Annotated in this window: 24 protein-coding genes and 1 pseudogene; 17 read left to right on the top strand and 8 right to left on the bottom strand. The window is 64.8% G+C overall.

The features are described 5' to 3' along the window. Positions 1-185 precede the first annotated feature (185 nt). From IW245_RS18120 to IW245_RS42805, 14 genes and pseudogenes are all read left to right on the top strand, one after another. Positions 186-1,175 carry a hypothetical protein gene (locus IW245_RS18120; RefSeq protein WP_197004361.1) on the top strand — a complete coding sequence of 330 codons (990 nt, stop codon included), beginning with the start codon at positions 186-188 and terminating at the stop codon, positions 1,173-1,175. A 154-nt stretch (positions 1,176-1,329) separates the two neighbouring features. Next, positions 1,330-3,270, top strand: coding sequence for a DNA polymerase (locus IW245_RS18115; protein ID WP_197004360.1), 1,941 nt, complete (start codon positions 1,330-1,332; stop codon positions 3,268-3,270). A gap of 53 nt (positions 3,271-3,323) precedes the next feature. Then, the gene (locus tag IW245_RS18110; protein ID WP_197004359.1) at positions 3,324-3,800 is read left to right on the top strand and encodes a helix-turn-helix domain-containing protein; all 477 of its coding nucleotides are present in this window, start codon (positions 3,324-3,326) and stop codon (positions 3,798-3,800) included. 302 nt (positions 3,801-4,102) lie between these two features. After that, positions 4,103-4,327: a hypothetical protein gene (locus IW245_RS18105; protein WP_197004358.1), complete on the top strand. Its 225-nt coding sequence runs from the start codon at positions 4,103-4,105 to the stop codon at positions 4,325-4,327. Further along, entirely contained in the window at positions 4,324-5,139 is an 816-nt protein-coding gene (locus IW245_RS18100; RefSeq protein WP_197004357.1) for a PD-(D/E)XK nuclease family protein, read from the top strand. The genes IW245_RS18105 and IW245_RS18100 overlap by 4 nt, the downstream gene beginning before the upstream one ends. A gap of 66 nt (positions 5,140-5,205) precedes the next feature. Next, entirely contained in the window at positions 5,206-6,066 is an 861-nt protein-coding gene (locus IW245_RS18095) for an AAA family ATPase (protein ID WP_197004356.1), read from the top strand. A 10-nt stretch (positions 6,067-6,076) separates the two neighbouring features. After that, positions 6,077-6,424 (top strand): hypothetical protein, encoded by a 348-nt coding sequence (locus IW245_RS18090; protein WP_197004355.1) that lies wholly within the window; start codon positions 6,077-6,079, stop codon positions 6,422-6,424. A 33-nt stretch (positions 6,425-6,457) separates the two neighbouring features. Continuing rightward, positions 6,458-6,568, top strand: a pseudogene (locus tag IW245_RS42695) (CHC2 zinc finger domain-containing protein); the annotation flags it as partial. A gap of 28 nt (positions 6,569-6,596) precedes the next feature. Further along, positions 6,597-7,241 (top strand): toprim domain-containing protein, encoded by a 645-nt coding sequence (locus IW245_RS18080; RefSeq protein WP_231398847.1) that lies wholly within the window; start codon positions 6,597-6,599, stop codon positions 7,239-7,241. A gap of 374 nt (positions 7,242-7,615) precedes the next feature. Continuing rightward, positions 7,616-8,167, top strand: coding sequence for a nucleotide modification associated domain-containing protein (locus IW245_RS18075; protein WP_197004352.1), 552 nt, complete (start codon positions 7,616-7,618; stop codon positions 8,165-8,167). Next, entirely contained in the window at positions 8,160-8,606 is a 447-nt protein-coding gene (locus IW245_RS18070; protein ID WP_197004351.1) for a D29-gp49 family protein, read from the top strand. The genes IW245_RS18075 and IW245_RS18070 overlap by 8 nt, the downstream gene beginning before the upstream one ends. 64 nt (positions 8,607-8,670) lie before the next feature. Continuing rightward, positions 8,671-9,429: a metallophosphoesterase gene (locus IW245_RS18065; RefSeq protein ID WP_197004350.1), complete on the top strand. Its 759-nt coding sequence runs from the start codon at positions 8,671-8,673 to the stop codon at positions 9,427-9,429. Between the two features lie 2 nt (positions 9,430-9,431). Further along, positions 9,432-10,148, top strand: coding sequence for a hypothetical protein (locus IW245_RS18060; protein ID WP_197004349.1), 717 nt, complete (start codon positions 9,432-9,434; stop codon positions 10,146-10,148). Between the two features lie 12 nt (positions 10,149-10,160). Continuing rightward, positions 10,161-10,367: an FDXHR family putative zinc-binding protein gene (locus tag IW245_RS42805; protein ID WP_443673912.1), complete on the top strand. Its 207-nt coding sequence runs from the start codon at positions 10,161-10,163 to the stop codon at positions 10,365-10,367. A gap of 143 nt (positions 10,368-10,510) precedes the next feature. Here the strand turns inward: IW245_RS42805 and IW245_RS18055 are convergent, their stop codons facing one another. From IW245_RS18055 to IW245_RS41700, 7 genes are all read right to left on the bottom strand, one after another. Continuing rightward, entirely contained in the window at positions 10,511-10,999 is a 489-nt protein-coding gene (locus tag IW245_RS18055) for a glutathione peroxidase (protein ID WP_197004348.1), read from the bottom strand. 96 nt (positions 11,000-11,095) lie between these two features. Further along, the gene (locus IW245_RS18050) at positions 11,096-11,422 is read right to left on the bottom strand and encodes a hypothetical protein (protein WP_197004347.1); all 327 of its coding nucleotides are present in this window, start codon (positions 11,420-11,422) and stop codon (positions 11,096-11,098) included. Positions 11,423-11,490: 68 nt separating this feature from the next. Further along, positions 11,491-12,306: a hypothetical protein gene (locus tag IW245_RS18045; protein WP_197004346.1), complete on the bottom strand. Its 816-nt coding sequence runs from the start codon at positions 12,304-12,306 to the stop codon at positions 11,491-11,493. 76 nt (positions 12,307-12,382) lie between these two features. Next, positions 12,383-12,550, bottom strand: a complete 168-nt coding sequence (locus tag IW245_RS18040; protein ID WP_197004345.1) for a hypothetical protein — start codon at positions 12,548-12,550, stop codon at positions 12,383-12,385. A gap of 255 nt (positions 12,551-12,805) precedes the next feature. Further along, a complete protein-coding gene (locus IW245_RS18035) occupies positions 12,806-13,630 on the bottom strand; it encodes a phosphotransferase family protein (protein WP_197004344.1) in 825 nt (274 codons plus the stop codon). Between the two features lie 56 nt (positions 13,631-13,686). Further along, positions 13,687-14,118, bottom strand: a complete 432-nt coding sequence (locus IW245_RS18030; protein WP_197004343.1) for a glycine-rich domain-containing protein — start codon at positions 14,116-14,118, stop codon at positions 13,687-13,689. Between the two features lie 355 nt (positions 14,119-14,473). After that, a complete protein-coding gene (locus tag IW245_RS41700; protein ID WP_267920099.1) occupies positions 14,474-14,596 on the bottom strand; it encodes a hypothetical protein in 123 nt (40 codons plus the stop codon). 592 nt (positions 14,597-15,188) lie between these two features. On the opposite strand from IW245_RS41700, the gene IW245_RS18025 reads away from it, so the two are divergent. Further along, the gene (locus IW245_RS18025) at positions 15,189-16,478 is read left to right on the top strand and encodes an NsdA family TPR-like regulatory protein (protein WP_267920105.1); all 1,290 of its coding nucleotides are present in this window, start codon (positions 15,189-15,191) and stop codon (positions 16,476-16,478) included. Further along, a complete protein-coding gene (locus IW245_RS18020; protein WP_197004341.1) occupies positions 16,475-16,963 on the top strand; it encodes a cytidine/deoxycytidylate deaminase family protein in 489 nt (162 codons plus the stop codon). Before IW245_RS18025 ends, IW245_RS18020 begins: the two co-directional genes overlap by 4 nt. A 138-nt stretch (positions 16,964-17,101) precedes the next feature. Here IW245_RS18020 and IW245_RS18015 read toward each other — a convergent pair whose 3' ends face one another. Beyond that, a complete protein-coding gene (locus IW245_RS18015) occupies positions 17,102-17,308 on the bottom strand; it encodes a hypothetical protein (RefSeq protein WP_307788895.1) in 207 nt (68 codons plus the stop codon). 65 nt (positions 17,309-17,373) lie between these two features. On the opposite strand from IW245_RS18015, the gene IW245_RS18010 reads away from it, so the two are divergent. Next, a complete protein-coding gene (locus IW245_RS18010; RefSeq protein WP_197004340.1) occupies positions 17,374-18,039 on the top strand; it encodes a response regulator in 666 nt (221 codons plus the stop codon). Positions 18,040-18,043: the final 4 nt, after the last annotated feature.

Genomic DNA, 18,043 nt, shown 5'->3' with positions numbered 1-18,043 from the left:
GGGGCCGTGAGTCCCCTCCCGTTGCCTCGGGGGTGTGCCCCCAGGGGCGGAAATTCAAGTGACTTGAGATCACAAACTTGACGATAATCGAGGAGATACGTACCGTGAGCACCGCTGGCACCGCCGAAATGACCAAGAAGCCCGCCACTCCGGCCCGGAAGGCGGCACCTCAGAAGGAGTCCACTGTGGCTACTGGCACCACGCGTAAGGCCGCTCCGAAGAAGGCCGCCCTTGGCAGCCGCCACAAGGACCTTCCCGAGCTGGACAAGGTCGCCATCTACAGCCAGGCGGACATGTACACGATCGACCTCGGTGACGTGGCCGACATGATCGCGGACATGAAGGAGCACGGCTTCGACGCGGACCAGCCGATTGAGTACGTCCTGTGGAATGTCGACCTGTACGGCAAGGAGTTCCCGGCGGGTACCCGGGTCCTGGTGGACGGCCGTACCCGGCTCGTGGCGTCGGCCCGCGCGGGTGTGGAGCCCACCGAGCGGGAGGTTGCCCCGACGTCCCTGCCCACCTTCGTGCGGCGGCGCAACGCCACCCGGCGGCACATGTCCAAGAGTCAGCACGTCATGGCGTCGTACTACCACCTTGCTCAGGAGTTCGGCCGGGTCACGGCGGACCAGAAGCAGGAGATCATGGAGAAGGTAGAGACCAACCCCCAGATGATCTCGCTGGCCAAGAAGGTCTACACGGCGTGCGAGGAGCTGGGGGACTGGGCGGCCGTGTTCTCCATCATGGAGGGTGAGTACGGCCTTGAGGCTGGCCGGAAGAAGGCTGAGGCGGACGTCAAGGCCGCTGCCGCCGCGAAGAAGGGCGGGGCCGACTCTGAAGGGGAGGGTGGCGAGGCCGAGGGGGAGGGCTCCAGCTCCGCCGCCATGGACGCGGTCCGCGCGAAGAAGGCCACCGCCAAGCGTCTTGAGAAGTTCCTTGCCGGCGCGGTTGCCAGCGTCGACGAGTTCGGCGCGGAGAACGTGGACTACGCGGAACTTGAGCTGACGCAGGTGGCGGACTGGCACGAGCGGTTCACCGCTCTGGTGGCCACGCTCACGGAGCTGGCCGACGACCTGGGCGAGGCCCAGGTCACGATCAAGGCCAAGATCATCGATGAGGCCACCGCGAAGGCCAACAAGGGCCGCAAGGCCAAGGCAGAGGCCCCCGCCAAGTAACAGGATGTGACGGAGGTCACCCCCAACGGGGTGGCCTCCAGATCTTAGCAATGTGTACTGTCAAGTCCTGGCCGGTTCGCCGGTCAGGCTTCAAGCTTCTGAAAGTGAACTGTCAAGTTCGTGTTTTCAAGTGACTTGAGAGGGGGTGAAGGGAATGCGGGTGCTGTCGCACCGAGTGGCCGGAGATGAGGCCACTATCCGTGTCGCAGAGCGGGCGGAGGAGGTGGGGGAGTTCTACGGGTGGGCGGAGCGGCAGGGGGAGCTGGCCTACGATGTCGAGACCACGGGGTTGGACATCTACAGTGGAGACTTCCGGGTCAGGCTGGCTCAGTTCGGCACCCGCCATGAGGCTTGGGTGCTGCCCGTGGAGTCGGGTGCGGAGTTTGGGGAGGCCGCCCGGCGGGTCGTCTCCCGGCATCCGGCGCTGGTCGCGCACAACGCGCCCTATGACATCCTGGCCGCGCACAAGGAGTGGGGCACCGGGATTGAGGGCGTCTTCACGCGGATGACGGACACGCGGACCCTCAGTCACCTAACGGACTCCCGGTCCCTCAAGGATGGCGGGCCCACGGGGCACGCCCTGGAGGACCTGGCCGAACACTACGTGTGCCCGGACGCCCGCCAGGCGGAGCGCGACCTCAAGGCCGAGTTCAAGCGCCTTCGCCTCCTGACAGATGGCGAGCTGATCACGGTCGACCAGCTCGGGGCGCTGCGGCACGAGGAACGCGCCGCGAAGGTGCCCATGGCAGAGCGCCGCTCAGTCGGGGCGCGGTCCCTCAACGTGGGCCAGGCGTTCGCCCGTATCCCCATCGCCAGTGATGTCTACGTCCGGTATGCCGGGGCCGACGTGCTCAACGCCGCCGGGTTGGTCGGCCAGCTCCGGCCCCGGGTGCCGGGGTCCGCGAGGCACCTGGTGGAGTTTGAGCGGGATGTGGCGATGGTGTGTGCGATCCTGCAAGATCGTGGGTTGCTGATCGATATGGAGTACACCCGGCGTCTATCCTCCAGGCTCGCGGAGGAGGCGGAGCATTGGGAAGCCAAAGCACGGGCCTTGGGCGTGGACAACATCCATGCTGGACAGCAGGTCGCAGACATGCTCCAACGGCGGGGCGTGGACATCCCGGGGCGGACCAAGACGGGTCTCCTCCAGGTCGACAAGATCCTTTTGGGGCAGCTCGTCGCCCTGGGCGACCCCCTGGCCATCGCGGTCCAGCGGGCCCGGCGGGCACACAAGTGGAACTCCACGTATGCCACCCGGTTCCTGGAGATGGCCGACGGTGCTTCGCGGGTGCATCCGGGCATCAATTCCCTCGCGGCGCGTACCGCTCGAATGTCCATCCAGGACCCGGGCCTACAGATCTTGCCGTCCGAGGACTCCATGATCAGGCACTGTGTCCAGGCGGAGCCCGGAGAGGTCATCTGGAGCGTGGACTACTCAGCTCAGGAGCTGCGCATGCTGGCACTCCTGGCTACAGAACGTGTGATCGAAAGGGCCTTCCGTGACGGCTCAGACCTGCATATGATGACTGCTCGTTCGGCCTTCGGAGAAAATGCCGGGCCAGAACAGCGGAAGATTGGCAAAATGGCCAACTTCTTGACCATCTACGGAGGGGGAGCTAAGGCCCTGGCCAGTCAGGCAGGGATTGACGAGGAGACGGCACGTCATGTGATCGACTCCCTGATGAGGACATACCCCGGCATCAAGGCATACGCGAAACGAAGGGAGGGGGAGGCCAGGCGGCTCGGGCACATCACCACGAGGACCGGAAGGCGGTTGCATGTCGACAGGGCGCGCGCGTACAGCGCGGTGAACTACGACATTCAGTCAGCCAGTAGAGACGTGACAGCGGGGGCATTGGTGCGAGCGCACCGAGCCGGGATGACCGATTACATCCGCCTGCCGATCCATGACGAACTAGTAGGATCAGCGCCGGAAAAGGATGCTCACCTGATCGCCTGGGAAATGGGGCAGATCATGACGGAGACCATCCAAGGAATCGAATTCACCACCGACCCCGAGGTAGGAGGACGCTCATGGGGCAGCCTTTACCAGGACACGCCTTTCACGGCCGAGCTGCGCACTGGCTCACACTAAGTAGACTGTTGACCAGCGGTCTGTGACCGGTATTTACGCAGGGAGGTGACCCCGTGGCGAACACCCCGAAATTCCCCGTTGAGCCGGGTGAGTTCCAAGCATTCCTCGACAAGTACACGTTTGAGGAGATTGCCGAGATCTTCGAAGGCTCGGTTTCTGGGGCGAAACGCGCCGCAGCAAGGCTAGGACTCACCAAGCCAAATATCCAGCTTCCGAAGTCACGCCTCCCCTGGCGGGTACTTGCGAAGCACAACCAGAACGGCAAGATACCGAGACTGCTCCGCACTGGGTACAAGCTGGAACTCATCGAACAGGGGCGGCAAGACATTGAGCTTGCCACGTGGGAGATCCACGAGTTTGAGGTTTGGGAGCGCCAGATTCGCCGTGCGGGTGTGGTCGTGGACTATGACCCCGACTTTGAGGGCACGGATCTCCATCCGGAAGGAGGGTGGATGTACGCGCCTCGCCAACCGGGCGACGAAGGCTTGATCCGTGAACCGGACGGAGTTTCAAGTCACTTGAAAAACTAGGAGGTGATCCATTATCAACGCCATCGCGGCCACCCTCACCGCGATCAGGGCCAGTCCAAAGCTCGGAGGGCAGTACGGGCGAGGAAGAAAGTGCAATGCAACCGTGGGCACTGGGAGTGCACGCAGTCGACGGAACGGCAGCGGGCACGGATGGGCAGTCGGTGGAGTCCGAACAGGACGGACCGCCGAGGGCTTCAGCCAGTCAGTTAGATGCGCATCGGACGATGGGAGCTGAGTCGCCAGAGGCGGCGAAGGTCGAAATCTGGGGAGGTGCGACCATTCAAACCCACGGGGGGACCGCAATGACGCATGTCGAGCCGGAACGCAAACTTTTTTCGGAGGCAGGGCTTTGGGTGAGCCAGATTGGAGATGAAGTAGTCATCACGTCTGATGACTGGGAAGGTGACTCCGCGCGGGTCAACGCCGCATTGCCAGGCAGGGTGCTTCAAGTCTTGAAGCACCGCACCATCATCACCAAGCGGGAGGTAGCTACCACTGTGCTCGTGCTTCAGATCGAGAACGCATGACCCTTGAGATCATCAGCAAGTCCAACAGGTCCGTGTCTCAGCTAGACCTGTACTTGACCTGTGGTGAGCGATACCGGCTCCGGTACATCGATGGCCACAACGAGCCGCCCGCCGCATGGCTGTTCCAGGGCACTGAATTCCATGGCGTCGCAGAGGACTGGGAACTGAACAACCGGACGGAGTCCGCAGAGTGGATGACCTCCGAGTATGAGCGACGGTACCTCTCGGCCGTGGAGAACGCGAAGCGGGAATGGCCGGAGCTGTGGAAGTGGCAGCGAGCCCCCAAGCAGCGCACGGAAGACGACATCGTCAGCCGGCTGGAGCGCGGGCAGACCCAGCTGAGGGCCTACCACGACCATGCGCTGAGTTCAGACTGGCGGATTCTCCGAGACGATCGGCTTCCCCGGGGAGTCGGCCTGGAGGTCGCCTTTGAGCTGGAGTTCAATGAGGTGATCCTGCGCGGCTTCATCGACCAAGTCCGGGTCCAGGCGAACGGCGAGATCACCGCCGACGACCTCAAGACCGGGGCGAAGAAGCCGGAGAGCCCCGTCCAGCTTGCCGTGTACGCGGCGGCGCTGAGGGAGATCTACGGCCTCAACGTCCACAGGGGAAGCTACTACATGGCAAAGGACGGCAAGGCGGGCAAGCTCCTCAACGTCTCCCATCCCATCGAGCAACTAGAAGCCTGGTTCACGATGCTCAACCGGGGCATCCTGGCCGGCGTGTTCCTGCCGAAGCCCGGCTCCCACTGCACCATGTGCGGCATGAAGCCTTGGTGCTCCTACCAGAAGCCAGAACTGTTCTTCACGTAAAGAAAGTGAACTATTAAGTAGTCACGTCTTCCAATCAAAGTGGACTGTCAAGTTAGGTGGTGAGAAATGATTCCGATGACGAGGGCAAGATACGAGCGGGCGGACCTTGGTGAGCCCCTGCCCCCTGTCCTCAAGAGCCTCGCTCGTGCGGGGGTGCAGCATCGGCGGGGGCAGCTCGCCCTGGTAGCGGGGGCACCAGGCCGAGGCAAGTCCGTGGTGGCCCAGACTCTAGCCCTGGGCGTCGCGGAGCACGGCTTGCCTGTGCTCTACCTGTGCCCGGATACCGATGCCGTGACCATGCGCGGGCGCATGTTCGCCATGCTCACGGGGGTCACTGTGGACGAGGCGGACCAGGCCATGGCCCGCAACCCCGCTTCTGTGGACGAGGTGCTGTCGCGGTTCAACTTCGTCCGCTGGTCGTTCGACACCTACGTGACCACGGATCACATCGCGGAGGCGTGCGAGGCGTACGCCTACGGATGGGGTGCCTGGCCCGCCCTGGTGGTGGTCGACAACGTCGGCAACGTCGCGGACCGGGGAGGGGGTGAAGACTGGAATGCGTGGGAAAGGACCCTGTCCCACTTGTCGGACCTGGCCAAGACCATCAACGCTCACGTCCTGGCCCTGCACCACCTCACGGGAGAGTACGACGACGGTGACAAGGTTCCGACACTGTCCGCGCTGCGGGGCAAGGTCAGCAAGCTGCCAAGCCTGATCATGGGCGTCTACACGCCGTATGAGGGGGCCATGGGATTCAGCGTCCTCAAAAACCGGTCGGGCCGGGCCTCTGCCAGCGGGGGAGTGGTGTACGAGATGCCCTGTGACTTCGAGCGGATGCAGCTCGACGGCGGGTGCTTCACCTCGGCCGAAGTCGTCGACGTTCCAAAAGTGAACTATCAAGAAGAGGGTGATATCGAGTGGTCGTGAGGGAGGGGGGTTGAGCAAGCAGGACTACGCCAAGGCCAAGGGGCGGGCATGGGAGAAGGAGATCATTGAATACCTTCGAGAGAGCGGCTTTCCGCACGTTGAACGGCGTCGGCTGGCTGGCTCGGCAGATCGTGGAGACATTTCAGGGCTGCCTGGACTGGTCATCGAGGCTAAGCACGAGCGGACGTATCGGCTACCAGAGTGGGTACGCCAGGCCGAAGTGGAGCGAGACAACGACGGCGCGGGTGTTGGCGTCGTATGGGCTCGGCGCAACGGCCAGCCTGGAGCGGGACACGGGTTCGTGATCATGTCGGGCGAACAGTTCCTGGTCCTGCTGCGCGAGTGGTACGGCGGCTAGTCCATTCAAGTCACTTGAAAGAGGGGGCTATGGATGTGGGTGAAGGTCAAGTGTCCCGCGCATGACGACAAGCGGCCTTCGGCCGCATTCAATCCCGACAGTGGATATCTCAAGTGCTATGCCTGCGGGGCGCGGGGCTTCATCATGCAGCTTGAGGAGCGAGAGGAGATAGATGCCGGTACCGTCCGACAGTTTGAAAAGGAGTTTGGAAGAAGCTACGGCCACGTTCGCAGCCCTGCTGGATGGAAGCCCGGCGGAGGAGTACCTACACGGCCGCGCGTTCCAGAGCGAGACTTTGGAACGCTCGCAGATCGGCTACGTCGGCGCTGACGTGCCCGGGTTCACGCAGTACCGGGGGATGATCTCGATCCCCTACCTGACCCGAGCGGGTGCCGTGTCCATGAAGTTCCGGCACGTCGATGACCGGCGGGAGCCCAAGTATCTGGGGCTTCCTGGCCTTGAGGGCAAGCCGAGGCTCTACGGCGTGACCGCGCTGGACCGGACGGAAGACTTTCTAGTCATCACTGAGGGCGAGCTGGACCGCATGGCGGCCGATCAGGCGGGACTGCCCGCCGTAGGGCTGCCGGGCGTGGACACGTGGCGCGGCCCGTACCGCCAGCTTGTCATCAAGGGCGGCTACCGGACCGTGTACTTCTTGGCCGACAACGACGACAAGGGGCAGGGCCGGGCGCTGGCGGAGAAGGTGGCCGAAGACGTGCGAGGGCTGAGGGTCATCCTCATGCCCGAAGGGATGGACGTGAACAAGATGATCATGGAGCGGGGGGAGGAGGCGCTACGGGCACGCATGGGGCTATGAGGCCACGGGACGCGCGCAATTGGAAGGCCCGGCACGTCGAACACGAACGGGCCGAGTACATGAGTGCACGCGCCAGGGAGCTAGGACGGCTGGGGTATCAGACCCCGGCGGGAGTCCTCGCGGAGGGTGACTCGCCGCTGTGGAAGCGGATCGCGGCCGAGGTGCTGCCCGAGTGGCGAGAGGAGATCGTCCGCTCAGACCTGGAGGGCGGACGGGAGCGGCAAGAGGTGTACATGGAAAAGGCGGGACTGAGTCGGGCGGCGCTTGACAAGTGGATTCGCACAGGCGAGCGCCCCGAGCGGAGACAGTCGGGGGACTGCGACGGCCCAGCCTGCCTCTGCCACAAAGTCCCCGGATGGCACTGAAGGGAAGGGATGACGACACAGCAGCGCCCCGAGTGGGCAGCGGCGCGGCAACGCACCGCGAAGGAGGACCTGGACATCAAGGCGATACCCGCACGGCGCATGAATGACGCGATCGGCCGCCTCATTGCCGACATGTTCGGTGACCTGGTGTGGGCTGAAGCCGGAGCGCTGCCCCAGAGGGTGCAGGTCAGCGGGTACGCCGAGCCCGAGGGCGCGGAGACCGAGCGGCTGGCCGAGATCTTCCAGGGCTACCAGGCGGAGGCGGCGGAGATCTTCCGCGACCGTCAGACCAAGTACGGCCCCAGCAACATCGCCACCAGCTACGGCGGAGCGATGAACGGCCTCATCGTCCGGATGGGCGACAAGATGGCCCGGTTGCGCAACCTGCACCAGAACGGCCGGGGCCGCGACGCCCCGGACGAGAGCGTGACCGACACGCTCAACGACCTCGCCAACTACGCGCTCATCGCACGCATGGTCCTGGAAGGACAGTGGCCCGGCGTCGACGAGGACGCGGAGCCTTTCAAAGTGAACTATCAAGAGGAGATGGACTGTGAGTGAAGACCCGTTCGAGAACGTGCCGGACGGCACGGGCTACACCGTGACCCTCAAGGAGGGCACTGGCTACGACGCGGCCTGGATCGTCGTGCGCGCCAAGACCGCCGACGACGTGACCGAGGAGCTGAAGGCCCTGGTGGCGGCCAAGCTGCACGAGAACGTCAAGAAGGTGGCAGCCCTCTTCCGGGGCGGCGAGACCGCCAAGCCCGCTGCGGCGGCCAAGGGCGGCGGCTACAGCAAGCCGCAGGGCTCCGGCAAGCCGTCCAGTGGCAGGGGCGGCGGTGGCTCGAAGGAAGTCACCGTGCTCGACACCGAGACGGGCGAGTACTGCGAGCACGGGGAAATGACCCTGGTCCAGGGCTGGTCCGACAAGGTCCAGCGGACCTACAAGCAGCTCCGCTGCCCCGAGCGCAACTACGAGTGCAACCGCTGGCCGAGCTAGCAGAACGGGCGGGGGTTTCGGCCCCCGCCCTCCACATTCAAGCCACTTGAAACAAAGGAGCAGTTTGAAGCGCATCGTGATCATGTCCGATGTACAGATTCCCTACCACAACCCCAAGCAGCTCACGAAGTTCATTGAGTTCGTTGGCGCGTACCAGCCGGACGAGCTGCTGTGTATTGGTGACTTTATGGACTTCCCGCAGCCGTCGCGGTGGAACAAGGACACCCGGGGGGAGTTTGAAGGGTCCATCTTCCGGGATGCCGAGGTGGGCAAGAAGTGGCTCCAGAAGATCCGAGACGTGTTCGATGGCCCGTTCAAGTTCCACGCAGGCAACCACGACGAGCGGCCGGAGTCCTACCTCAAGCAGTACGCCCCCGCGCTCGTGGGGGAGGGGGCAAGTCCGTACAACATCGGGACCATGCTCGACTTCGAGGGGTTCGGCATCACGGACGTGGGCGGCTTCCACGACATCGCGCCGGGCTGGATCTCGACGCACGGACACCTGGGGCGGGGCCTATCGACGTACGCGGGTGGTTCGGCTATCAAGTTCGCCCGGCAGTACGGCAAGTGTGTGCTCATGGGCCACACGCACCGCATGGGCATCGTCGGGGAATCCAGCGGCTACGGCGGGAACCTACGCACCATCGTGGGTTTCGAGTGCGGCCACATGATGCAGGTCAGCAAGGCGACCTACCTCAAGGACGGCCGGGGCAACTGGCAAAGCGGTTTCGGAGTCATGTGGATCGACGGGATCAAGGTCACGCCCGTCGGCGTGCCCATGCGCCAGGATGGCGGATTCGTGTTTGGAGGTGAGAAGTGGTGAGCGTGACCAAAGCAACGGCCTACATGCTCAGTGGGGGCACCATAACCGGGGCCTTCCGCAAGGGCTGGCCCCTGGAGGACATCTACGCGGCGGCGGGCGCGGTCGGCCTCACCGAGCAGCGGGCGACGGTCCTCACCAGCGGAGGAGTGTGGAACCGGACCGCCCTCGGAGAACTCCTGGAGATCGACTTCGCCGCAGTGGCCGACGAGGTACGCCAGACCGCGAAGCGGTACAAGGCGCTACCCCTCACGTCCACCGTGGACGAACTCATCGACTACGCCGTCACGGACGTCGTCGCGCGGCTGGGCAAGCTTCACCAGCTCGGCTACGACATGGACCAGCACCAGGCCGAAGCCATCGCCCGGCGCTGCGTCGTCATCATCGCCCACAGTGAGCTGGCCATGTTCCACCACGCGTGCGACCAGTACCACTACACCGCCGACGAGGTCCGCTACCTCCTGGAACTGATGCACAACGCCACCACCGAGGAAGTCAAGATCATGCGTGCCTTCTTCGGCGGCATGGACTCGGCGGCGACCGGCGGGGGAGTGTCCGTGGAGCGCATGGACCTGGACTACGGGCTGGGGCGGCTGACCGACAAGCAGCGGCACGCCGTCATCTCCCGGTACGCCTACGGGACGGAAGGCGCGTCCGACTCCGAACGCAAGGCCGCCGACCGGGGGCTTGTTGCCCTGGCCCGGCGCATGAACGGCGAGTAGGAAGGAGGGGGAGTGCACAGGTGTTCCAAGTGCGGCAAAGGGTGGGGAGGGCTGCGCACCTGCCACTGTTGGGAGTGCTGCGTCACGTTCAGTGATGTGCGAGCGTTCGACGCGCACAGGAAGGGCGCGCGGTCGGGCAAGTGCAGAACGCCGGAAAGTGTCGGCCTAGTGCCGAATCAATTCGGATACTGGAATTCAAGTGACTTGAATTTTCAGTAAGTGGCAGGAAACGCCCAGCGGACGAGAGTCCGCCTTGGAGGTCGAAAACATGTTCGACAGCACGCGCAGTCACAACTAGAATCGATCGCGAAAGCCCCGCTCCTCTTACCCCCGTGGAGGAGCGGGGCTTCTTCGTTCGGGCGTTAGCTCAGCGCCGCTTCGATCGCGGAGACTAGCTCCGGCGACTCGGGCGTGGTCTGCGGCGAGAATCGGCCGACCACCGCGCCTTCGGCGTTGACCAAGAACTTCTCGAAGTTCCACCGGATGTCCCCGGCGTGGCCCTCGGTGTCGGCGTGCTCCACCAGCGCGTGGTACAGCGGGTGCCGGCCGTCGCCGTTGACCTCGATCTTCTCCGTGAGGGGGAAGGTCGCGCCGTACGTTGTCGAGCAGAACGTGGCGATCTCTTCGGAAGTTCCGGGTTCTTGCCCTCCGAATTGATTGCAAGGAACGCCGAGGACCGTGAAGCCTCTGCTGTTGAACTGCGCGTGAAGTTCCTCAAGTCCGGAATACTGGGGAGTCAGTCCGCACTTGGAGGCGACATTCACGACGAGCGTGACTTTGCCGTTGAGGCCCGAAAGGTCGAACGGCTCGCCATCGAGTGCCTTGATTGAGTGCTCGTAAACTGTCGGCATAGCGGAAACCTTACCTGCACAAGATGACGGGCTATCCGAGAGACAAAGAGCCTCCCGCGAGTTCGCGGGAGGCTCTTTTCATACGTCGTGGGGCCCCTACTTGTTGCCGAGGAAGCTCGGCCGACAGGTCGGGGTCGTCGCCCGCTGCGCGTCCGTGGTCGGCCTGGACACAACCACGCACGCGCCGGGGATCGTCGGTGCGGGCTGGGGGCTCACATCCGGGGACGGGCCGGGCTGCGGGTTGCGGTCCCGGCACAGCGCCAGCTCGTGGAGGAAGTCATACCGCGAGCGGTCGCCCTGGACGATGCTGTCACACGGGCTGGCGGCGGGCGCGGTTCGTGGCGGTTGGTTGGCGATGCCGACGCCGGCCGATCCCGCGACGATGGCGGCGAACCCGGCCACTAACACCTTGGGGAGGATCACTGTTTCTCCTGGTGCTCAGGGAGCCCCCGGCCATCGGCCAGGGGCTCCAGTTTAGGTATGGATGGTCATCAGTAGTTGGTGTCCGTGCACCAGCCTGCGGTCTGGTAGTTCAGGTAGATGCAGAAGTTCCCGTCACTCTGGGCGGTGCCGAACGCCAGGCCCGCCTGCAACGTCCAGGAGGACCATCGTGGACTTCCGCCCACGGTGTAGGCCACGAGGTTGTTGTCGGTCTGGTACAGGATGTAGTCGGCGTAGGCCGTCTGGGTGCGGGCCTGCCACGGGGTGTTCGGGTAGCCGTTGTTTCCCGCGTGCCAGATCAGCGTCCAGGTCTGGGTGGGCTGGTAGAAGTCGAAAACCTTGAACCAGCCGTCCATGTCCAGAGTCACGACCGTGCGGAAGTTGCGATCGAACGTGCACGTGTCGCCGGAGCTGATGAAGATGCGGTCACTGGTGTAGTAGACCGGCACGTCCCAGATGGTGGAGGTGTGCCAGGTGACCCCGAAGCAGCCCGAGCCCGGGTTGCCGCCCGTGTTGAGCCCCTGAGCGTGGACCTTGGCGACGGTGCCGGGGCAGGGCTGCCCGTTGCCGTACGGGTCGCGGACCTCCCGCCGCGACTGGGCGGGGGCACTCGACGGGGCGACCTTCGGCGCGGCGGCCTTCGCGGCGCTGGGCAGCTCGGGCTGTGCGGAAGGAGTGGCTGGCGGGGTCGCCGGGCGGGTGGCCTGCGGCTGGGGGCGGTCGCATGCCGGGTTGGGGGTGGTCCTGGCGTGCTGGACACGCGAGGTGCTGGCAGCGTCGGCCTTGTCAGCCGGGACGAACCCGAACGCGCTGACCGAGGCCGCCATGATCAGAGCTGCGACTCCGATGAGGGACTTTTTGAACACCACTCTCCTAGTCCTGTGCATCCAATGTGAACAACGATTCAAACGGGCAGGTAGCCCCCGCAGCTACCTGACCCGATCAGTGCAGTGGTATCGCGCCGAGTCTGACCAGGGCGGCGAGTAGGAGCCCGGCGAGGATCAGGCCGGTCTTGGCATAGGTGCGCCAGAGGCCGAGCCAGGCGTGTGTGCCGCGTCCCAGGATCACGACGACGATGCCGGCAAGGGCTAGGAGTGCGATGGTGCGCATGGTGGTGGTGTCCTCGGGATGGTGTGGAAGTAGCCCGGAGCCTCCGGGCACGCCACGACCTTGATGCGGTCGAGCTGTTGCCGGGTGAAGCGGTTGGTCTGCCCTCGGGTGAACCGCTGCCAACTCACACGGGGGTCGCAGTGGCACGGCCGGGGCTCGGTCATCGCAGTGCGGTGGTGATGCCCAGGGCGATGGACGCGAACGCCCAGCCGAAGATGAAGGCCAGGGTTACGCGGCGAGCAACCCGGCGGAGCATCAGCGGCCCCTGTTGCTGCGGTGTGCGAACCACACCTGAGCGGCGCGTGCCAGGCCCGCGCTATGCGGGGTCGGCCTGCGGACGGCCAGGCGTGTCCATAGGGTGGACATGACGTCCGCGAAGATGTCAAGGAAGGCATCCGGGGCGTTGTGGAACGCAGGCACAGCCTTGGCCCATTGCTCCGCCTCGACGGGGTCGTGCCCGGCGTTGATGAGCCGGATGACGATGAGTGCAGGGTCGATCCACGCCGCGCCCGTCGCAGACCACGCCCAGTCCACCAACCAGAACCGGTCAGTGTCGCGGTTGACGATGATGTTGTTGGCGTTCATATCCATGTGCAGCAAGGTCGAGCCCGCAAGGATGTCGATCGGGTGCCTGCCCCACTCGGGCATGGAAGCCCACCGCTCCGACAGTGGGGCGGCGGTGGTGTGAGGAGCGGGCGTGAGCCGCTTGCCCACGGTGGCCACCAGATCGGCCAGGCCCGACAGGTCTGGTGACCCGGGTGTGAGATCGACGTGTTCGCCTGTCACGAACTCGAACCCCGTCAACAGCCAGCCGTCTTCATCGATGTTCCACAGCGGGCGCGGCGCGAAACCGTAGGGCAGCACCGGCGTGATGTTCGCTTCGTTGCGGTGCATCCACGCATTCGGCGCGTCGGCGGGGGTGCCCTTGCAGAACGCGCGGGTACCGTCGCCCAGGTCCAGCACCACCGAGAGCGCTGACATGGTGCCGGCGCTCGTGGGGGTGGCCCTGAGGATCGGGGCACTGCCGGCTTCTTCGGCCGTCGCGCGCAGCGCGGCGGGTAGGTCCTCCCAGAGGGCCATGGAGTCTCCTTCGAGGTAGGCGGCCCCCGACATCCCGGGGGCCGCCGTTTTACGGATCAGTTGCTGTCGGTGCAGCCCTGGTGGCACTGCGTGCAGTCCGCCATGTTGGGCCACAGTTCGTCATCGACGGCGAAGCCGGCCGCGCGCATCGCCTTGACGGTGCGCATGATGCCGCCGCTCTTGGCGTCGGTCTCGTCGGTGGGCTCGTGGTGGATGAAGCGCCCCGCGACCTCCGTGCAGAAGTCGGCATAGGCACGGGTGTGCACGAGGAAGGCGTGCCATCCCATGTCGACCTCAACGCTCGGGGACAGCGCCGCACCCGGGTTCGCCGCACACGTCGCCACGAAGCCGAGCGCCTGGTCGACGATGCGCTCCGCGCGCGGCAGGTCGATCAGGTGGTCCGTGACGACCCGGTTGGTCAACCGGTCGAACACGGCAGGGGAGATGAGCGCGCGGCCCGTCTTCTCCAAGGTGGGGGTGGTGGTCATGACTAGTCCTCCTTCAGGGAAGGTGACGCGGGCAAGGTAGCCCCCGCAGCTACTTGCACACTTGATCCAAGCAACGACCATCACAGCGGCCGTGGTCGTGCATCCAGAGCCGGTAGCGCTTCAGCGCCCAATCACCGACCGCAGCCGTTACCTCCTCCCAGCCAGGCGGGCCTGTCAGTTGCGGTTTGGGGGAGTCGCGATACAAGATCAACGCCATCACCAAGGGCTCGTGGTCTTCGCTGTGCCGCTCAACGAACAACGTCATAGCTCCTGAGAGCCGACCGTCCACGACGTACGTTTGGCCGTCCAGCTCCTTGGAGCCGAAAACAATTCGCATCCCAGTCACAGCGCGCCCTTAGTGGTGAACGATCACTGTGAACATCCAGAACACCAACCCGCCGAGTGCGACCGCAGCCACCAGGGCCAGGGCGACGTACCGAGGAAACGGATTGGTCGGCTCTCGGTGCTCGCTGCTCATCTGGTCCTCCTGTAACTCGGTGCGTTCCGCACTGCCGGCTTCACCCAGGCCCAACCCGCAGCCTCGACGGCTGCGGACTCAGATCTCTCCCCAAAGCGGTGCCACAGGAAGCTGTAAGCGCCGCAGCGCCGACGCTCGTAGCCGCGAGAGTCCGCCTCCACGTACCGAGGCAGAAGGTCGCCCAGCTCGTCCCGGCAACCCTTCGACTCCGAGCAGTCGAGCAAGATCGGCAGACCGATCACTGTGCATCCCTCCCGAAGTCGGTTGGCTTCGAACCCTGATGCGAGCCCCCGACCGCGTCTGTGAGGGATGCCGGGGGCTCGCGCACTTCTTACTCGTCGGCAGCCTCGTCGGTCTCGCCCTCGGGCTTCTCGCCCTCGAAGTCAGTGCTGGTCATGGATGGTCACCCCCTATCGTGGTCAAGATCTACTGTCGTGATTGGGTAGATCGGGCCTGTACACAGAGTGGGGGTACGCTGGCACTCTGAACGACAGCGGCATGAGGCTCCTTCTGCGCGCCTCAATTAGCCACATGGGAGGGATTCTTGGGGCAGCGTCCAGCTCGTCTGACTCCCAATGCGAGCGCCGTGCACATGTGGGGTGCCAAGCTCCGCGAGTGGCGCTCACAAATGGGTTGGTCGCAGGTTGCCCTAGGCAAGGCTGTGCCTTGCGATTCAAGCCACATCGGCTATGCGGAGCGGGGCGAGCGCGGCGTTAGCCGCGCACTAGCGGTGAAGCTCGACAGCGCCCTCAAGGCTGGCGGCGCGCTCCTGGGCCTCTGGGACACGCTGTTCGGAGGCACACCTCATGAGGCTAGTTCGGCGGCTGATGAGGCTTCTTTGGTTGGCCCTGTGGTCAATGAGCGCAACAGTGATGCACGCTTGGCACCGGGCCTGCAACTGGTCCTTCCGGTAAGGACGGCAAAGGGGCAGGTCGTCTACGTGGATGCACAGGTGAACGCTCTAGGGCAGTTCGCAGACGTCGACTCGCCAGCGATCGATCACCACCCGATCGAGTACTACGACGAGAGCAGGCGACTGCTTGCGGAGTGCGATAATCGCTTTGGGGCGCGGAACATGCTTCCGGCGGCGCTGGAGCAGTTCAAGCTTGTCCAGCAGGCAAAGCTCTATCACTCAGACCGTAGAGGTGACTGGCTGCGACTCCTGGCCGAGTACGCCGATCTGGTCGGATGGCTGCACCAGGACGTAGGCGATCACCAAGCTGCCGAGTTCTGGATTGACAAATCGTTGGGATGGGCAACGACCGCCGGGGATTGGTCCTCGATGGCGTTTGTCATGGCAAGGATGAGCCAACTTGCCGGGGAGATGGGCCGAGGGGATGAGGCTGTCGAGACAGCCGAGGCCGCCATTCGGATGGCCCGCCCGAGATCCAAGATTGCCGCTATCGCCGCAACGTACGCCGGACATGGACACGCCCTGTTGGGCGACTCCGACGAAGCGGAGCGATCCTTTGATCTGGCCCACGAGCTGCTGTCCGATGCTGAGCCGGAGGCCGTCAACTGGGGACAGTATTTCGATGAGCCGTACATCCAGGTCTGCCGGGCACAGAGCCGGACTGTTCTCGGCAGATACGAAGCTGCCATGGACGCCTACGATCTTGCCCTCCCTTCCCTTCAGGAGGGCTTTCGGCGGGATCAAGGTGTGTACCTGGCGCGTGAGGCGCGAGCCTGCGCAGGCCAGGAAGATGCGGCTCGCGCCGCATCCCTGGGCTTGCGGGCCCTCTCGATCCAGAGGGACACTCGATCGGCGCGAGCGAAGCTGGAGCTGGTCGAACTGACGCATGCTCTTGTGGTGTGGCGGGGTGACCCTGATGTCCAACAGTTCATTGACGCGATGTCTGCTCAACCAGGTGGGGAATCATGACTGACAAGCAGTACCTCAAAGATCTCTACTGGATGGGCGAGTCCATCCGTGAGTCCGAGAAGTGCCCGTTCGACGCTAATGCGTTCGCGGTCGGCTCCGTGGTCGTCTATGACGATGGCTCGGATCTGGGCCTGGAGCTGGCGCGCGGCTACTCCCGGGAAACGGGGCGGATTCACGCGGAGGAGTCGGCCCTTAGCAAGATCGATGCGGACGATCCTCGACTGCTTAAGTCGACCATCTACACAACCCTGGAGCCATGCAGCATCAGAGCGTCAGGTAACAAGAGCCTGGGGTTCGAGGGGTGTGCGTACCTGGTCCTGGCTCGCAAGATTCCGAGAGTTGTGCAAGCGTGGTCCGAGCCGGGGACCTTCGTGGACTGCGAGGGTAAGGAACTTCTCCGCGCGGCCAATGTCGAAGTTGTGGAACTTCACGAACTGGCCGACGCGGCGAAAGAAAACAACCTGCACCTTGACCTGTCCGCATAGTCAGCCGAAGCCCCTTGCGCCGTGCCCGTGCGAGGGGCTTCGTGTGGGCTGCGGTGCGATTCTCGGGCGCTACTTAGCGTAGTTGTCTGGCTACTGTGGTGGGAGAGGCTGGTGACCCAGGTCACTGTTTTTACCTTCCTAGTCACCGAACTGGTTGCACGGCACGCCGAGCACCACGAGGCCCCGGTCCGCGTACCGCTCGGCGAGGGCCTGCAGCCCCGTGTACTGCGGGGTCAGCCCGCACTGCGAGGCGACGTTGACGAGGAGAACGGTGCGGCCCCGGTGCGCGCCGAGCGCGTCGGGCCGGCCGTCGAGCGTGTTGACGTTCAGGTCAAACAGAGACATGCCGGCAAGAGTACAAGGAGAATGTCGGTGATCATCGACCGGCGCGAGTGGCGCACACTGGGGCAATGACCCGGATTCTCGTCGTCGACGACGAACCGCAGATCGTCCGTGCGCTCCGGATCAACCTGACCGCCCGAGGCTACGAGGTCGACCTCGCCCCCGACGGCGGCCAGGCCCTGCGCTCGGCCGCCCAGCACCGCCCCGACCTGGTCGTCCTCGACCTCGGCCTGCCCGACATGGACGGCACCGACGTGATCCGGGGCCTGCGCGGCTGGACCGACGTGCCGATCATCGTGCTGTCCGGCCGCACCGGCAGCCAGGACAAGGTCGCGGCCCTCGACGCCGGGGCCGACGACTACGTCACCAAGCCGTTCGGGGTCGACGAACTGCTCGCCCGGGTGCGTGCCGTCACCCGCCGGCACGCCCCGGCGGAGTCGACCCCGGTGGTGACGGTGGGGGAGCACACGGTGGACCTGGCAAAACGCACCGTGACGCCCGACACGCACCTGACGAAGACCGAGTGGGAGCTGCTGGAACCGCTGGTCCGCAACCCGGGGAAGCTGATCAGCCAGCGGCAGCTGCTGACCGACATCTGGGGGCCGACGTACGTGTCGGAGACGCACTACCTGCGCCAGTACATGGCCCAGCTGCGCCGGAAGCTGGAGCCGGACCCGGCCCGGCCGCGCCATCTGCTCACGGAGCCGGGAATGGGTTACAGGTTCGTCCCGTAGCGGC

The sequence above is a fragment of the Longispora fulva genome (assembly GCF_015751905.1).
In the GTDB taxonomy this organism is placed as follows: domain Bacteria; phylum Actinomycetota; class Actinomycetes; order Mycobacteriales; family Micromonosporaceae; genus Longispora; species Longispora fulva.
Note: the sequence above shows the minus strand (reverse complement) of the source record. Positions and strands in the feature narration are given on the sequence as shown.

What these genes read in the sequence shown, in the direction of transcription:
- IW245_RS18115 (WP_197004360.1), top strand. Translation starts at nt 1,330, where the DNA reads ATGCGGGTGCTGTCGCACCGAGTGGCCGGAGATGAGGCCACTATCCGT.
- IW245_RS18105 (WP_197004358.1), top strand. Translation starts at nt 4,103, where the DNA reads ATGACGCATGTCGAGCCGGAACGCAAACTTTTTTCGGAGGCAGGGCTT.
- IW245_RS18100 (WP_197004357.1), top strand. Translation starts at nt 4,324, where the DNA reads ATGACCCTTGAGATCATCAGCAAGTCCAACAGGTCCGTGTCTCAGCTA.
- IW245_RS18095 (WP_197004356.1), top strand. Translation starts at nt 5,206, where the DNA reads ATGATTCCGATGACGAGGGCAAGATACGAGCGGGCGGACCTTGGTGAG.
- IW245_RS18080 (WP_231398847.1), top strand. Translation starts at nt 6,597, where the DNA reads ATGCCGGTACCGTCCGACAGTTTGAAAAGGAGTTTGGAAGAAGCTACG.
- IW245_RS18075 (WP_197004352.1), top strand. Translation starts at nt 7,616, where the DNA reads ATGACGACACAGCAGCGCCCCGAGTGGGCAGCGGCGCGGCAACGCACC.
- IW245_RS18055 (WP_197004348.1), bottom strand. Translation starts at nt 10,999, where the DNA reads ATGCCGACAGTTTACGAGCACTCAATCAAGGCACTCGATGGCGAGCCG.
- IW245_RS18040 (WP_197004345.1), bottom strand. Translation starts at nt 12,550, where the DNA reads ATGCGCACCATCGCACTCCTAGCCCTTGCCGGCATCGTCGTCGTGATC.
- IW245_RS18035 (WP_197004344.1), bottom strand. Translation starts at nt 13,630, where the DNA reads ATGGCCCTCTGGGAGGACCTACCCGCCGCGCTGCGCGCGACGGCCGAA.
- IW245_RS18030 (WP_197004343.1), bottom strand. Translation starts at nt 14,118, where the DNA reads ATGACCACCACCCCCACCTTGGAGAAGACGGGCCGCGCGCTCATCTCC.
- IW245_RS41700 (WP_267920099.1), bottom strand. Translation starts at nt 14,596, where the DNA reads ATGAGCAGCGAGCACCGAGAGCCGACCAATCCGTTTCCTCGGTACGTC.
- IW245_RS18025 (WP_267920105.1), top strand. Translation starts at nt 15,189, where the DNA reads ATGTGGGGTGCCAAGCTCCGCGAGTGGCGCTCACAAATGGGTTGGTCG.
- IW245_RS18020 (WP_197004341.1), top strand. Translation starts at nt 16,475, where the DNA reads ATGACTGACAAGCAGTACCTCAAAGATCTCTACTGGATGGGCGAGTCC.
- IW245_RS18015 (WP_307788895.1), bottom strand. Translation starts at nt 17,308, where the DNA reads ATGTCTCTGTTTGACCTGAACGTCAACACGCTCGACGGCCGGCCCGAC.
- IW245_RS18010 (WP_197004340.1), top strand. Translation starts at nt 17,374, where the DNA reads ATGACCCGGATTCTCGTCGTCGACGACGAACCGCAGATCGTCCGTGCG.